The following is a 14,431-nucleotide window of genomic DNA, read 5'->3' as shown; positions in this document are numbered from 1 at the left end:
GGGGTTTACAGCGCTTGAGGCTCCATGCGAGAAGCGGCGCAAATCAAACTATTCTGGAGACGAGACTTGAAGCCCGAAGAAATCACAAAGCTCGAAGCCTATTTCAAGCGCACATTCAACGCGGGAATGATGATCAAGGCGCGTGCGAAGAAGGATGAATCCGCTGAAGTCTATCTCGGCGACGAGTTCCTCGGCGTGGTCTTCCGCGACGAAGAAGACGGCGAGTTGTCCTACAGCTTCTCCATGGCGATCCTCGACATCGACCTGTAGTCGAACAACGCATTCGACCGGAAAAGACCCGACCCGTCCTGAGCCATTCAGGGCGGGTTTTTTGTTTGGACCTGTTTTTCTGGGCTCGAAAACGAACGAAATAGGTCGAAATTTTCGGGGTTTTCATCAAGCCGTTGCAAAGACAGAGTTTATTGCAATGCACGTATATATTGACTTTATTGTGCAGTGCACCTAAACTATTTTCATCGTCAGCCGGCAACAAGGAGCAACCGGATGTTCAATTTCGAAGACGCAAACAAGAAGAACAAGGAAGCCATGGAAACGATGATGAAAAGCTATTCGGCGATGACGAAGGCATTTCAGGCGATCGCGACCGAGGCTGCTGATTATTCCAAGAAGTCTTTCGAAAACAGCGTTGCGCATTTCGAAAAGCTTTCGAGCGTGAAGAGCGTCGAGGCGGCTTTCGAACTGCAGACCGGCTACGTCAAGTCCTCCTATGAAGGCTATGTCTCCGAAGCGACGAAGATTGGCGAAATGTATGCCGACCTCGCCAAGGATGCTTACAAGCCCTATGAAGCGCCGGTCGCCAAGGCCACCGCTGTTGTGAAGGCTGCCGCTGCGGCCTGATCCGCGCGCAATCGTTATTTCACGTCTCAGAACCGGCTGCCTCAAGCGCAGCCGGTTTTTTGTCGTTTGCAGGATGGCGCAAGCGGGGATACCCTGCTGCATCGTTCCTTCAAGCGGAATCGTTTGAAGGTGAAAATGACGCAGTCGATTAAAAGTGCTTGAGCGTGCCTTGTGCGTCATACTGGTTGCACGGCGCTGCAGGGAAATTTGGTCAATCTTGCGTCGCCGAACGCAAATGTGATTGCAGTGCGGAAGAACAGTCTTAAAATCTGAAAAAGAACCACTAGATTATATGTCACGCACACGCCGCAACGATCTCCCACGTTTTGCGGCTGTCCAAGGGAATGAAGAAGAATGATCGCCATGCCGGTCCGGATGCAAAAGGGCAGCGAGGGCGACGGGGACAATGCCAACCGTGGCACCTCCGTCATAACCCGGACAAAGCCCAAGACGAAGAAGCCGAGCCTGTACCGTGTCCTGCTTCTGAACGACGACTATACGCCGATGGAATTCGTGATCCATATCCTGGAGCGTTTCTTCCAGAAGGATCGCGAAACGGCCACGCACATCATGCTCCATGTTCACAATCACGGCGTGGGTGAATGCGGTATTTTTACCTACGAGGTGGCCGAAACCAAAGTGACGCAGGTGATGGATTTCGCGCGCGAACATCAGCATCCGCTGCAATGCGTCATGGAAAAGAAATGAGGAACTGAACGTGCCAACATTTTCAACAAGCCTTGAAAAGGCGTTGCATCAGGCTCTGACTCTGGCCAATGAGCGCCACCACGAATACGCGACGCTTGAGCACCTCCTCCTGGCGTTGATCGACGATGCGGATGCAGCGGCCGTGATGGGCGCCTGCAACGTCAATCTCGACAGCCTGCGCAAGACCGTGTCCGATTATGTCGACCACGAACTCGGCAATCTGGTGACCGGCTACGACGAGGATTCCAAGCCGACAGCCGGTTTCCAGCGCGTCATCCAGCGTGCGGTGATCCATGTTCAGTCGTCGGGCCGCGAGGAAGTCACAGGGGCCAACGTGCTCGTCGCGATCTTTGCCGAACGCGAAAGCCACGCCGCCTATTTCCTGCAGGAGCAGGAGATGACGCGCTATGACGCCGTCAATTTCATCTCGCATGGCATCGGCAAGCGGCCCGGAGCCTCGGAATCACGTCCGCTGCGGGGGGCAGACGAGCCCGATTCCGAGCCGAAGCCACCGCGCGACCAGGACGAACAGGGCGCCAAGAAACAGCAGGATGCGCTGACGGCCTATTGCGTCAACCTCAACGAAAAGGCCAAGGTCGGCAAGATCGATCCACTGATCGGTCGCCATTCCGAGGTTAACCGCACCATTCAGATCCTGTGCCGCCGCTCCAAGAACAACCCGCTTTACGTGGGCGATCCCGGCGTCGGCAAGACGGCGATTGCCGAGGGGCTCGCCAAGCGCATCGTCGAGAAGAAGGTTCCGGAAGCGTTGCAAGACGCGACCATCTTTTCGCTCGACATGGGCACGCTGCTCGCCGGAACGCGGTATCGCGGTGATTTCGAGGAGCGTTTGAAGCAGGTCGTCAAGGAACTCGAGGAGTATCCGGGCGCGGTTCTGTTCATCGACGAAATCCACACCGTCATCGGTGCGGGTGCGACGTCGGGCGGCGCCATGGATGCGTCCAATCTGCTGAAGCCGGCGCTCTCGTCGGGGGCGATCCGCTGCATCGGTTCGACCACCTACAAGGAATACCGCCAGTTCTTCGAAAAGGACAGGGCACTCGTGCGCCGCTTCCAGAAGATCGATGTCGTCGAGCCGAGCATCGACGATGCGATTGCCATCATGAAGGGCCTGAAGCCCTATTTCGAGGACTATCACAAGCTGAAGTACTCGAACGAGGCGATCAAGTCGGCCGTCGAGCTTTCGGCCCGCTATATCAACGACCGCAAACTGCCGGACAAGGCGATTGACGTCATCGACGAAACCGGTGCCGCGCAGATGTTGCTGCCGGTCGGCAAGCGTCGCAAGCTGATTACGGAGAAGGAAATCGAGGCAACGATCGCCACGATGGCCCGCATTCCGCCTAAGACCGTTTCGAAGGACGACGAGACCGTTCTCGCCAACCTCGAAAAGGAACTGCGCTCGGTGGTCTACGGCCAGGACCTGGCCATCGAGGCGCTGTCGTCAGCGATCAAGCTGGCGCGGGCCGGCCTGCGCGAACCCAACAAGCCGATCGGCTCCTATGTCTTCTCCGGCCCGACTGGCGTCGGCAAGACGGAAGTCGCCAAGCAGCTGGCAGCATCGCTCGGCGTCGAGCTTATCCGCTTCGACATGTCGGAATACATGGAGCGGCACACGGTGTCGCGTCTGCTCGGTGCGCCTCCCGGCTATGTCGGTTTCGACCAGGGCGGTCTGCTGACCGACGGCATCGACCAGCATCCGCATTCGGTGCTGCTGCTCGATGAAATCGAGAAGGCCCATCCGGATCTGTTCAACATCCTGTTGCAGGTCATGGATCATGGACAGCTGACCGACCATAACGGCAAGAAGATCGACTTCCGCAACGTCATCCTGATCATGACGACGAATGCGGGCGCTTCGGAAATGGCCAAGGCTGCTTTCGGCTTCGGCTCGGCCAAGCGCGAAGGTGACGACGTAGAGGCGCTCAACCGGCTGTTCACGCCGGAATTCCGCAACCGTCTCGATGCGGTGATTCCGTTTGCCTCGCTGCCGACGCAGGTCATCCACCAGGTCGTGCAGAAGTTCGTCATGCAGCTGGAAACGCAGCTTGCCGAACGCAACGTGACCTTCGATCTGCACCAGGATGCGATCGCTTGGCTGTCGGAAAAGGGCTATGACGAGAAGATGGGCGCGCGTCCGCTCTCGCGGGTCATTCAGGAAAGCATCAAGAAGCCGTTGGCCGATGAGATCCTGTTCGGCAAGCTGAAAAAGGGCGGCGTCGTCAAGGTCACCGTCGGCACCAAGCCGGATGGCAGCAAGGGACTGCTGCTCGATTCGGTTCCGGAAACGGCCCGCATCAAGCCGAAGGCCGAAGTCGTCAATCCCGTACGCAAGGCCGCCAAGGCGGCCAAGGCACGGGAAGTCGAGACGGTGGGGGCCGAGCCTGCGACGAAGGCCAAGCCGAAGCGCGCCGCCAAGGCCGCCGCGGTCAGTGAGCCCGAGGCAAAAGCTGCACCGTCAGCCGATCCAGGCGAAGGCCCGCGCAAGGGCCGGACCGTTCCCAAGGTTCCGCGCAAGAAGTAAGCGGAACCAAAGAGATCTCTCAGTGCCGGGCGTCATCGTCCGGCACTGATGGTTTGTGGCACAGGCATATTTGGAAATACTGATGGACGTCGGCCAGAGCGAGGGAACGGGCAGGGACTGGTTCCTGGCCGGTATGCGCGGCATAGCCAGCCTCCCGGCGATCATCCTCATGCTCTCCTTCGTCGGGTTCTGCGCCTTCACCGCGCAGGCCGGTGTTCCCGTCGAGCAGGTGGTGTTCATGACCGGCATCGTCTGGGCCCTTCCGGCCAAGGTGATCCTTGTCGGCTCGATCATGAGCGGCGCCAATCTCTTGACCGCCTTCATCGCAGTGACGCTCTCCTCGATCCGGCTGATGCCGATGGTGGCGGCGCTCATTCCGGAAATTCGCACGTCCCGGACACCGACCTGGCTTCTGCTGCTGCTCTCGCATTTCGTGGCCATCACCGCCTGGGTGTTTGCCATGGAGCGGATCCAGACGGTCCCGCGCCAGCATCGCATCGCCTTCTTTGCCGGCTTCGGTGTCACGCTGGTTCTTGCCAACATGCTGCTGGTCGCCATCGTCTACCGCTTCGTCGCCGAGTTTCCGCCGATCATCGCGGGTTGTCTTTTCTTCCTGACACCCGTCTATTTTCTCGCCTCGATCTGGAGTTCGGCGCGGCATCCGGTGATCTATGTGGCCCTGGTCATCGGATTGATCGCCGGGCCATTCTTCTACTGGCTTGCGCCGGAATTCGACATTCTCCTGGCCGGGGTCGGCGGCGGCACGCTGGCCTGGGTGGTGGAGCGCGCATGGCGAATGAAGCAAAGGGCGGGCACATGAGCTGGGACGACGGCTGGTGGGCCTATGCCTTCATCGCCATTGCCGGCTGGCTGGCAACCGATCTCTGGCGCTGGCTCGGCGTTCTCGCCGGAAACCGCCTGCGCGAGGATTCGGAGGCCTTGAACTGGGTGCGCGCCGTTGCGACCGCGCTGGTGGCCGCGGTCGTCGCCAAGCTCATTCTCTATCCGACCGGCATTCTCGAACAATCGCCGCTCTGGCTGCGGCTGGGGGCGATCGCCGCCGGCACGCTGGCCTTCTTCGTGTTCCGTCAGAAGCCCGCCATCGGCATAGGCACGGCGATTGCAGCCCTCGGGATAGGCCTTTTCCTTTTGGGGTTCTGATCAGCCCGCCAGGGCGTTTCTGATTCTTGCTGCCTGCTCGGCGAGCATGGCACCATCCGCCATCCCGCCGGAATGCGGCTTGAGCATCGACCCTTCCTTGCGCGGGATGATGTGGAAATGCAGGTGGAAGACGGACTGGCCGGCCGGCGCTTCGTTGAACTGCATGATGGTGATGCCATCGGCGTCGAAGGCGTCGCGCGCGGCGATCGCCACCGTCTGGACAACGGCGATCAGGCCGGGAAGCAAGGCGGGATCGATATCAAGAAGATTGCGCGCGGCGGTCTTCGGGATCACCAGAACATGACCGTCCGCCTGCGGCATGACATCCATGAAGGCCAGCGTCGTCTCGTCTTCATAGACCTTGTGCGCGGGTATCTCGCCGCGCAGGATTTTGGCGAAGATGTTGCCGGTGTCGTAGTGTGTGCCTGTCATCGCATCGGTCTCCCTGACGTCTCTCAATCCTGTGGCTCAAATTTTAGTCGTCGCGATCCGGATCCTGCCGCTCGCCCTTGCGGAACGGGCTGTGGTCGGAAAGGATTTCACCGATCTGCTCCACCTCCTGGCGCTCCCGCCGGAGGTAGTCGGAAACGGCGCGCGCCAGCCCGGGATGGCTGATGAAATGGGCCGAATGGGTGGTGACGGGCAGATAGCCGCGCGCCAGCTTGTGTTCGCCCTGCGCCCCGGCCTCGACACGCGCCAGCCCCTTGGCAATCGCAAAATCGATCGCCTGATGATAGCAGACTTCGAAATGCAGGAAGGGGTGATCCTCGATTGCCCCCCAATGCCGGCCATAGAGCGCATCGCCGCCGATGAAGTTGATGGCGCCGGCGATGTAGCGTCCGTCCCGCTTGGCCATCACCAGAAGAATGTCGTCGGCCATGCGCTCGCCGATCAGCGAGTAGAATTTGCGCGTCAGGTAGGGGCGACCCCATTTTCGGCTGCCGGTATCGGTGTAGAAGGCAAAAAACTGGTCCCAGATGGCTTCGGTGAGGTCGGCGCCGGTCAGCCAGTCGATGGTGATGCCGTTTTCGAGGGCCGAACGGCGTTCCTTCTTCAGCGCCTTGCGCTTGCGCGACGCCAGCGTCTCCAGAAAATCGTCATGCGAGCCGTAGCCGGCATTGGTGAAATGGAACTGCTGGTCGGTGCGATGCAGGAAGCCGGCATCCTCCAGTGTCGCCACCTCGTCCTGCGGCAGGAACGTGACATGCGCTGAGGAAATGCTGTGGCGGCGGGCCAGCTCCTTCAGCCCGGCGGCAAGCCCCGCCTGGATGGAGCTGCGGTCGGTCCCCATGGCATGCAGCAGGCGAGGGCCGGTCGCCGGTGTGAAGGGCACCGAGCATTGCAGCTTCGGGTAATAGCGCCCGCCGGCCCGCTCGAAGGCGTCGGCCCAGGCGTGATCGAAGACATATTCGCCCTGGCTGTGGTTTTTCATATAGCAGGGAAGCGCGCCGTCGAGCCCGCCCGCGTCGTTCTCCAAGAGAAGATGCTGGCCGAGCCAACCGGTTTCCGCCATGGCCGAGCCGGATTCCTCCAGCGATGACAGATAGGCGTGCGAGACAAACGGATTGTAGATGCTGCCGGATTGGCCTTTTGAGGCCCCGGACAGCCTGTTCCAGCTGTCCGTGGTAATGTCGGCAAAGGAAGTTTCGATGCGTATCCTGACGTCGCCTGCCATGCTTTACGCAATGATCCTTTCTCTCGGATCGAACCCTTCGAACGTCATCTGGTCGGCATGGGCAAAGGTCTGCTCGATCGCCGCCTCGTCGCGCACCGTCCAGGTGATGACCGGCACACCCTGCGCGCGCACCTTCGTGATGAAGGAATTTGGCAGATGCCCGTAGAAATAGGAAACGAAATCAAGCCCGAGCTGCATCGCTTCTTCGTGAACGACGAATGTGTCTGGCTTGGCACCATCCGCCGTCAGCCCGACCGGGTAGGATGGCTCGAGTGCCTTCAGGTCCTTCAACAGCCAGTGATCGAAGCTCATCAGGGCGATCGGGCCGGTATAGCCGTCGAGCGTTTCAAGGACCGCGTCGGCAAAACCCTCGTCATCACCTTTTCGGCCCTTGAGTTCCAGCACGATCGGCACCCGGCCCTTGACCAGCCGGAGCAGCGCACCGAGGGTGGGTACCTTGTCGGCCGTGCCGCCAATGGCGATCAGACCGAGTTCGCCCGCTGTCTTGGCACGGATATCGCCCTTGATGCCGCAGAGCCGCTGCATGTCGTCGTCATGGAAGACGACAGGGACGCTGTCGGCCGTATATTGCAGGTCGCATTCGATCGCGAAACCGGCCTCGACGGCGCGCTTGAACGCCGGCAGCGTGTTTTCCCAAACCGTCTTGTTCATGTCGTGGTAGCCGCGATGGGCAACCGGCTGTGCTGTCAGCCAGGAGAGGTCTTTCGTGACAATGGGCATGGCGCTGCTGTTCCGATCAGGCAATTTCGATGACGGCGTCGATCTCGACGGCGGCGTTGAAGGGCAGGGATGCCATGCCGACGGCGGCCCGCGCATGCACGCCGGCATCGCCAAGGATGTTCACCAGCAGGTTCGAGGCGCCGTTGATGACGAGATGCTGCTCGACGAACTCCGGGACCGAGGCGACGAAGCCGTTGATCTTGACGATCCGCGCGATGCGCCCAAGGTCGCCGCCGAGTGCAGACTTAGCCTGCGCCAGAATGTTGATCGCGCAGAGTTCCGCGGCACGCTGACCGGTGGCAACATCCACATCCTTGCCGAGATGGCCGGTCACGCCGATCTTGCCGCTTTCCATGGGCAATTGTCCGGAAATATAGAGATGCGAACCGCTGATCACGTAGGGAACATAGTTGGCGGCCGGCGCTGCGGCCTGCGGCAGGGTGATTCCGAGGTCTTTGATGCGTGCTTCGATCTCTGCGGACATGGATAACTCCGGTGATTGTTGTCTTTTGTTTTCAAATGCTGCATGCAAAGCAAGATCCATGACGGGAGAAATTACCACTTCGTCATGGGCGATGCCTCGCTTTTGCCGAATGCGTTCTTATAACATCGCTGGCGAGTCCAACAGGAGGAAACGGATGTTTCGGTCAGACTTTGTCTCAGCCCTTGTGGCAGGGGCGTGTTGCTCGGTCATGACGGCCGGCGGCGCGGGCGCTGCATCGGCAAGCATCCTGGTTCCGCATCGCGCGGTCTATGATCTTGAGCTGAAGGATGCCTCCGACCGCTCCGGTATCGCCGGCATGTATGGCCGCATGGTCTATGAATTCAACGGGTCTGCCTGCGAGGGCTATACGGTGAGTTTCCGGTTCGTGACCCAGGTCGACACCGGTGACGAGGTTAAGCTGACCGATCAGCAGACGACGACCTATGAAGACCTCAAGAACGGCAATTTCCGGTTTCTGACACGCTCCTTCACCGACGAGAAGCTCGACAAGGAAGTGCGCGGCTCCGCGCATGAGGCGGACACGGGTGTGACTGTCGATCTGACGGCCCCCGACAAGCGCCAGGTTGACCTGGCGCAGAGCCTCTTTCCGACCGAACACATGCTCGAGGTTATTGATCGCGCCCAGAAGGGCGAGACGCTGTTCGAATCGCGCATCTTTGACGGCTCCGACGCCGGCGACAAGACGTTGATCACCACGACCATGGTCGGCAAGGCGCAGCAGCCGAAGCCGGATGACGTCGATGTCGGAAAGGCGGGTGCCATGGCAGCCAAGGCCTATTGGCCGGTGACGATTTCCTATTTCAACGACGAACAGGCCGGCGATGCCCTGCCGATCTACCGGATGCAGTTCAAGCTCTATGACAACGGCATCACCCGCGACCTGACGATGGACTATGGCGATTTCGTTCTCAGCGGCAAATTGGCGGATCTTGAAATGTTCAAGACCGAGGATTGCAAGTAGAGCCGCGACACATTTCCCGTATCTACCCTTGATTTCTAGGGCGACAGCTTGTATGGCCAGCCCATTCCACACGTAAGGTTTGGGGCTGTCCGGGAGAAATCCGGTCGGTTCCACCCGGTGGCATCTTCGAAGAAGGTGCTGTTTGCCTTGCGGAGGTTCAACCGGAAAAGGAGAAAAAGGCATGGCATTGCCCGATTTTAGCATGCGTCAGCTTCTGGAAGCTGGCGTTCACTTCGGCCACCAGACACATCGCTGGAACCCGAAAATGAAGCCGTACATCTTCGGCGATCGTTCCAACGTCCACATCATCGACCTTGCACAGACTGTGCCGATGCTGTCGCGCGCCCTGCAGATGGTCAGCGATACCGTCGCCAAGGGCGGCCGCGTCCTGTTCGTCGGCACCAAGCGCCAGGCGTCGGAAATCATTGCCGATGCTGCCAAGCGTTCGGCCCAGTATTACGTCAATGCCCGCTGGCTCGGCGGCATGATGACCAACTGGAAGACGATTTCGAACTCGATCCAGCGCCTGCGCAAGCTCGACGAAATCCTCAACTCGGAAGCTTCGGGCTTCACCAAGAAGGAACGCCTGAACCTTGAGCGCGAGCGCGAAAAGCTCAACCGTGCGCTCGGCGGTATCCGCGACATGGGCGGCGTTCCGGACCTGATGTTCATCATCGATACCAACAAGGAATCGATTGCCATCGACGAAGCCAAGCGTCTTGGCATCCCGGTTGTCGCGATCATCGATTCGAACTGCGATCCGGACCGTATCGACTACCCGATCCCCGGCAATGACGACGCGTCGCGCGCCATTTCGCTCTATTGCGATCTGATCTCGCGTGCAGCGCTTGACGGCATCGCCCGTCAGCAGGGTGCTTCCGGCCGCGATCTCGGGGCGTCCAGCGAACTGCCGGTCGAACCGGCGCTCGAAGAAGCCGCCGAAGCCTGATCAGGCCAGCCGGCGGATCCGTTCCGCCGGTGTCTACCATAAAATCAGGACAAGGCCGTTTGCGACTGAGGAAGTGAACGGCCTTGTTCTTTTTTGCATCTGGGTTCGCCACAAACATACGGCGCTTTCCAGCCTGCATCCGTCGTGCTGATGACTTCATCACGATGTCACATTCAGGGGTCATGCCCTGCCACATCCTCCTGGTCGCGCGCCGGTACTCGGGCAGCACACCAGACGAACAAACGAAGAGGCAAAAAAGATGAGCACTATTACTGCAGCAATGGTGAAGGAACTGCGCGATATGACCGGCGCAGGCATGATGGACTGCAAGAAGGCACTCGGCGAAACCAATGGCGACATGGAAGCCGCGGTTGACTGGCTGCGCGCCAAGGGCATTGCCAAGGCTGACAAGAAGTCGGGCCGTGCAGCGGCCGAAGGCCTCATCGGCATCACCGCGAGCGGCACCAAGGCCGTTGTCATCGAACTGAACTCCGAAACTGACTTCGTTGCCCGCAACGATGCCTTCCAGGATCTGGTCCGTGGCATTGCCAAGGTTGCCGTTGAAACCGACGGTGCCGTCGAGACGATCAGCGCGGCCAACTACCCGGCCACCGGCAAGTCTGTCGGCGAAAGCATCACCGATGCGATCGCGACCATCGGCGAGAACATGTCGCTGCGCCGGTCGGCGCTTCTGTCCGTCGAAGACGGCGTCGTTGCCACCTATGTCCACAACGCCGTTGCTGACGGTCTCGGCAAGCTCGGCGTGCTCGTCGCGCTGAAGTCGACCGGCGACAAGGATGCGCTCAACACGATCGGCCGCCAGGTTGCCATGCACATCGCAGCGACCAATCCCCTGGCCATTCGTTCGAGCGAAGTCGATGCAACCGTTGCCGAGCGCGAGCGCAACATCTTCATCGAACAGTCGCGCGCCTCGGGCAAGCCGGACAACATCATCGAGAAGATGGTCGATGGCCGCATGCGCAAGTTCTTCGAAGAAGTCGCTCTGCTTTCGCAGGCCTTCGTCATGAACCCTGAGCTGACGGTCGAAGCGGCGATCAAGGAAGCCGAAAAGACGGTCGGCGCACCGATCGAAGTGACGGGCATGGCGCGTCTCCTGCTCGGCGAAGGCGTCGAGAAGGAAGAGAGCGATTTCGCTGCAGAAGTGGCTGCTGTCGCCAAGGGCTGATTTCTTCATCCTGATTGGGAAAACAAAAGGGCATCGCGTGACAACGCGGTGCCCTTCGTGTATCCGGCATCATCATTGGTCTCCGTCGCCGGTGGATTGCCGTGCGACCGGCGGGCCCGATCAACAGCTTCCTTTTTTCGCATGCCGCGCGCATGTACCGTTCTATTTCAGGAGTAACGATGTCGGCCAAACCTCTCTACAAACGCGTGCTACTGAAGGCCTCGGGCGAAGCGCTGATGGGCAGCCAGGGATTCGGCATCGATGTCGCGGTTGCAGACCGTATCGCAGCCGATATCGCAGAAGCGCGGGCGATGGGTGTGGAAGTCGGCGTGGTTGTCGGCGGCGGCAATATTTTCCGTGGCGTCGCCGTTGCCTCGAAGGGCGGCGACCGCGTCACCGGCGACCATATGGGCATGCTGGCCACCATCATCAATGCGCTGGCGCTCGCGACCTCGCTGCGCAAGCAGAACATCGATACCGTCGTTCTGTCGGCCATTGCCATGCCGGAAATCTGCGAGAGTTTTTCGCAGCGCGCCACCCTCTACCATCTCTCGCTTGGCCGCGTCGTGATCTTTGCGGGCGGCACCGGCAATCCGTTCTTCACGACCGATTCGGCTGCCGCGCTGCGGGCCGCCGAAATGGGCGCCGAGGCGATCTTCAAGGGAACGCAGGTTGACGGCATCTATTCCGCTGATCCGAAGAAGGATCCGACCGCGACCCGTTTCGAGCGCCTGACGCACAGCGAAGTGCTCAACAAGGGCCTCGCCGTGATGGACATCGCAGCCGTCGCGCTGGCGCGGGAAAACAGCATTCCGATCATCGTGTTCTCGATCCACGAAAAAGGTGGTTTCGCGGAAATCCTGACCGGCGGCGGTCGTGCGACCATCGTCACCGACAATTGAAAGCCTGACGGACGGTCCCGACAGGAGCGTTCGCGTCTACAAAAAAAACGGGAGTTTGATCCATGAGTGAAGGTATTGACCTGAATGACCTGAAGCGCCGCATGGATGGCGCCATCAACGCGTTCAAGAGTGATATCGCGTCCCTGCGCACCGGCCGCGCCTCGGCCAACGTGCTCGACCCGGTGATGGTGGAGGCCTATGGTTCGCGCGTTCCGCTCAACCAGGTCGCCAACATCACGGTTCCCGAAGCGCGCATGCTGGGCGTTTCCATCTGGGACAAATCCATGGTCAACGCCGTCGACCGGGCAATCCGCGAATCCAATCTCGGCCTCAACCCGATCGTCGATGGCCAGAACCTGCGCATTCCGCTGCCGGAACTGAATGAGGAGCGCCGCAAGTCGCTGGTCAAGGTTGCCCATGACTATAGCGAAAAGGCAAAAATCGCCATTCGCAACGTTCGCCGCGACGGCATGGACAGCCTCAAGAAAGCGGAAAAGGATGGCGATATCGGGCAGGACATCAGCCGCAGCCAGTCTGAAAAGGTGCAGAAAATCACCGACGAGGTGATTTCCGACATCGACCGCTTGCTCGCCGACAAGGAAAAGGAAATCATGCAGGTCTAGTCTGCGTATCGAATCTCTGTTTTTCGGGTCACCGATGTCAAAACTCACAGCAGGAGACGTTCCCGAGCACGTTGCCATCATCATGGATGGCAACGGCCGCTGGGCCAATTCGCGCGGTCTCCCGCGAACGATGGGGCATCGCAAGGGCGTCGAGGCGGTCCGCGAAGCCGTGCGCACGGCAGGCGACGTCGGCATTCGCTACCTGACGCTGTTCGCCTTCTCCTCGGAAAACTGGAACAGGCCTGAAGCGGAGGTTTCCGACCTCATGGGGCTGCTGAAAGCCTTTATCCGTCGCGATCTGGCGGAACTTCACGGCCAGAATGTCCGGATCCGCGTGATTGGCGACAAGAAGAACCTGCGGGGAGACATCCTGCCGCTTCTTCTCGAGGCCGAGGAGACGACGCGAAGCAATACCGGCATTACGCTGGTCATCGCCTTCAACTACGGCTCGCGCGACGAGATGACCCGGGCGATGCAGGCGCTTGCGGTCGAGGTCGCCCAGGGACGCATGACCCCGGAACAGATCACGCCGGAGGTGATCTCCAGCCGGATGGATACGGCGGGCATTCCCGATCCCGACCTGATCCTGCGCACCAGTGGCGAGGAGCGGCTGTCCAATTTCCTGTTGTGGCAGGCGGCCTATTCGGAATTGCTCTTCGTTCCCGAACTCTGGCCGGACTTCACCCGCGAGGTGTTTCTGGCTGCCCTTGAAAAATATGCCGGCCGGGAGCGCCGTTTTGGCGGCCTGTCGCCGCGCCAGACAATTGCGGTCGGTTCCTGATGCAGACAGAACTCAAGCTGCGCATCCTGTCCGGCATCGTCATGGCTGTCGTCGTTCTTTTCGCGACCTGGGCCGGCGGCCTGACGTTCCAGATTCTGTCCGTCGCCATTGCGCTGCTCGTCTATTACGAATGGTCGACGATGACACGGCTTGCCGACGTCGATTTCCAGGCAAACGCCTTCGGATGGTTGTCGCAGATTGTCGTTGCCGGGCTGATCCTGTTCGACGATGTCGGTCTGACCATTCCGGTCCTGTCGGGCTTCGCCATCGTCTCGTTGTTGTGGGTCATGCTGCGCAAGGGAAGCTTCTGGCAACCGGGCGGCATCGTCTATGCGGGCCTGACCGGCATTTCCCTGTCTGCGATCCGGGGTGACGATTCGGCTGGCCTGATTGCCATGCTGTTCGTCTTTGCCGTCGTCTGGGCGACCGATATCCTGGCCTATTTCACGGGCCGTGCGATTGGCGGACCGAAACTTGCACCGCGGATTTCGCCCGGGAAAACCTGGTCCGGAGCCATCGGCGGCGCTGTGTCCGGGGTGATTGCCGGGGTTGCCCTGGTGTCCAGCCAGTTTTCGCTGGATGATCTTCGTTTGCCGGTGCTGGCACTCGTGCTGTCCGTGGCAAGCCAGAGCGGCGATCTCTTCGAAAGTTTCATCAAGCGCAAATTCGGTGCAAAGGACTCCAGCAAACTCATTCCTGGCCATGGTGGCGTGATGGATCGGGTCGACGGCCTTGTTTTCGCCTGTTTTGCAGCACTTCTGCTTTCTTTGATGCAGGTCGTATTTGCCGGTGCGCAGACCACATCGACAGGGGCAATCCTGCTGGGGCTCTAAAGC

17 protein-coding genes are annotated in these 14,431 nt (G+C 60.0%); 13 read left to right on the top strand and 4 right to left on the bottom strand.

Features of this window, described 5'->3' with window-relative positions; translation table 11 throughout:
• Positions 1–66 precede the first annotated feature (66 nt).
• The 6 genes from AX760_RS25530 to AX760_RS25505 all read left to right on the top strand — a co-directional run bounded on the left by AX760_RS25530 (position 67) and on the right by AX760_RS25505 (position 5,272).
• Positions 67–270, top strand: a complete 204-nt coding sequence (locus AX760_RS25530; RefSeq protein ID WP_071835823.1) for a DUF3126 family protein — start codon at positions 67–69, stop codon at positions 268–270.
• A 234-nt stretch (positions 271–504) separates the two neighbouring features.
• Positions 505–858: a phasin family protein gene (locus AX760_RS25525; RefSeq protein ID WP_071835822.1), complete on the top strand. Its 354-nt coding sequence runs from the start codon at positions 505–507 to the stop codon at positions 856–858.
• A 354-nt stretch (positions 859–1,212) separates the two neighbouring features.
• Positions 1,213–1,566 (top strand): ATP-dependent Clp protease adapter ClpS, encoded by a 354-nt coding sequence (gene clpS / locus AX760_RS25520; RefSeq protein ID WP_071835821.1) that lies wholly within the window; start codon positions 1,213–1,215, stop codon positions 1,564–1,566.
• Positions 1,567–1,576: 10 nt separating this feature from the next.
• Entirely contained in the window at positions 1,577–4,111 is a 2,535-nt protein-coding gene (gene clpA / locus AX760_RS25515) for an ATP-dependent Clp protease ATP-binding subunit ClpA (protein ID WP_071835820.1), read from the top strand.
• A gap of 82 nt (positions 4,112–4,193) precedes the next feature.
• On the top strand, positions 4,194–4,931 hold the full coding sequence (locus AX760_RS25510) for an AzlC family ABC transporter permease (RefSeq protein WP_071835819.1): 738 nt from the start codon (positions 4,194–4,196) through the stop codon (positions 4,929–4,931).
• Entirely contained in the window at positions 4,901–5,272 is a 372-nt protein-coding gene (locus AX760_RS25505; RefSeq protein ID WP_071835818.1) for an AzlD domain-containing protein, read from the top strand. Before AX760_RS25510 ends, AX760_RS25505 begins: the two co-directional genes overlap by 31 nt.
• Here the strand turns inward: AX760_RS25505 and AX760_RS25500 are convergent, their stop codons facing one another.
• Genes AX760_RS25500 through AX760_RS25485 form a run of 4 tightly spaced genes read right to left on the bottom strand, consistent with a single transcriptional unit; the run spans position 5,273 to position 8,172 of the window.
• Positions 5,273–5,704 (bottom strand): HIT family protein, encoded by a 432-nt coding sequence (locus AX760_RS25500; protein WP_071835817.1) that lies wholly within the window; start codon positions 5,702–5,704, stop codon positions 5,273–5,275.
• Positions 5,705–5,747: 43 nt separating this feature from the next.
• Positions 5,748–6,947 (bottom strand): GNAT family N-acetyltransferase, encoded by a 1,200-nt coding sequence (locus AX760_RS25495; RefSeq protein ID WP_071835816.1) that lies wholly within the window; start codon positions 6,945–6,947, stop codon positions 5,748–5,750.
• 3 nt (positions 6,948–6,950) lie between these two features.
• Positions 6,951–7,688 (bottom strand): glycerophosphodiester phosphodiesterase, encoded by a 738-nt coding sequence (locus tag AX760_RS25490; protein ID WP_071835815.1) that lies wholly within the window; start codon positions 7,686–7,688, stop codon positions 6,951–6,953.
• Positions 7,689–7,704: 16 nt separating this feature from the next.
• Positions 7,705–8,172 (bottom strand): RidA family protein, encoded by a 468-nt coding sequence (locus tag AX760_RS25485; protein ID WP_071835814.1) that lies wholly within the window; start codon positions 8,170–8,172, stop codon positions 7,705–7,707.
• A 154-nt stretch (positions 8,173–8,326) separates the two neighbouring features.
• Here AX760_RS25485 and AX760_RS25480 point away from each other — a divergent pair, with 154 nt between their 5' ends.
• From AX760_RS25480 to AX760_RS25450, 7 genes are all read left to right on the top strand, one after another.
• Complete coding sequence (locus AX760_RS25480) at positions 8,327–9,154, top strand: cell envelope integrity EipB family protein (protein WP_071835813.1); 828 nt, start codon at positions 8,327–8,329, stop codon at positions 9,152–9,154.
• 181 nt (positions 9,155–9,335) lie between these two features.
• Complete coding sequence (gene rpsB, locus AX760_RS25475; RefSeq protein ID WP_071835812.1) at positions 9,336–10,103, top strand: 30S ribosomal protein S2; 768 nt, start codon at positions 9,336–9,338, stop codon at positions 10,101–10,103.
• Between the two features lie 259 nt (positions 10,104–10,362).
• The gene (tsf, locus tag AX760_RS25470) at positions 10,363–11,289 is read left to right on the top strand and encodes a translation elongation factor Ts (protein WP_071835811.1); all 927 of its coding nucleotides are present in this window, start codon (positions 10,363–10,365) and stop codon (positions 11,287–11,289) included.
• A 179-nt stretch (positions 11,290–11,468) separates the two neighbouring features.
• Positions 11,469–12,191, top strand: a complete 723-nt coding sequence (gene pyrH / locus AX760_RS25465) for a UMP kinase (protein WP_071835810.1) — start codon at positions 11,469–11,471, stop codon at positions 12,189–12,191.
• A 62-nt stretch (positions 12,192–12,253) separates the two neighbouring features.
• Positions 12,254–12,814 (top strand): ribosome recycling factor, encoded by a 561-nt coding sequence (frr, locus tag AX760_RS25460; protein WP_071835809.1) that lies wholly within the window; start codon positions 12,254–12,256, stop codon positions 12,812–12,814.
• Between the two features lie 34 nt (positions 12,815–12,848).
• On the top strand, positions 12,849–13,595 hold the full coding sequence (locus tag AX760_RS25455) for an isoprenyl transferase (protein WP_071835808.1): 747 nt from the start codon (positions 12,849–12,851) through the stop codon (positions 13,593–13,595).
• Positions 13,595–14,428: a phosphatidate cytidylyltransferase gene (locus tag AX760_RS25450; RefSeq protein WP_071835807.1), complete on the top strand. Its 834-nt coding sequence runs from the start codon at positions 13,595–13,597 to the stop codon at positions 14,426–14,428. The genes AX760_RS25455 and AX760_RS25450 overlap by 1 nt, the downstream gene beginning before the upstream one ends.
• The last annotated feature ends 3 nt before the right edge of the window (positions 14,429–14,431 follow it).

Origin of the sequence: Pararhizobium antarcticum (assembly GCF_001885585.1) — a bacterium.
GTDB lineage: Bacteria > Pseudomonadota > Alphaproteobacteria > Rhizobiales > Rhizobiaceae > Pararhizobium > Pararhizobium antarcticum.
The sequence above is the reverse complement of the archived record's forward strand: the minus strand, read 5'-3'. Positions and strand labels throughout refer to the sequence as shown.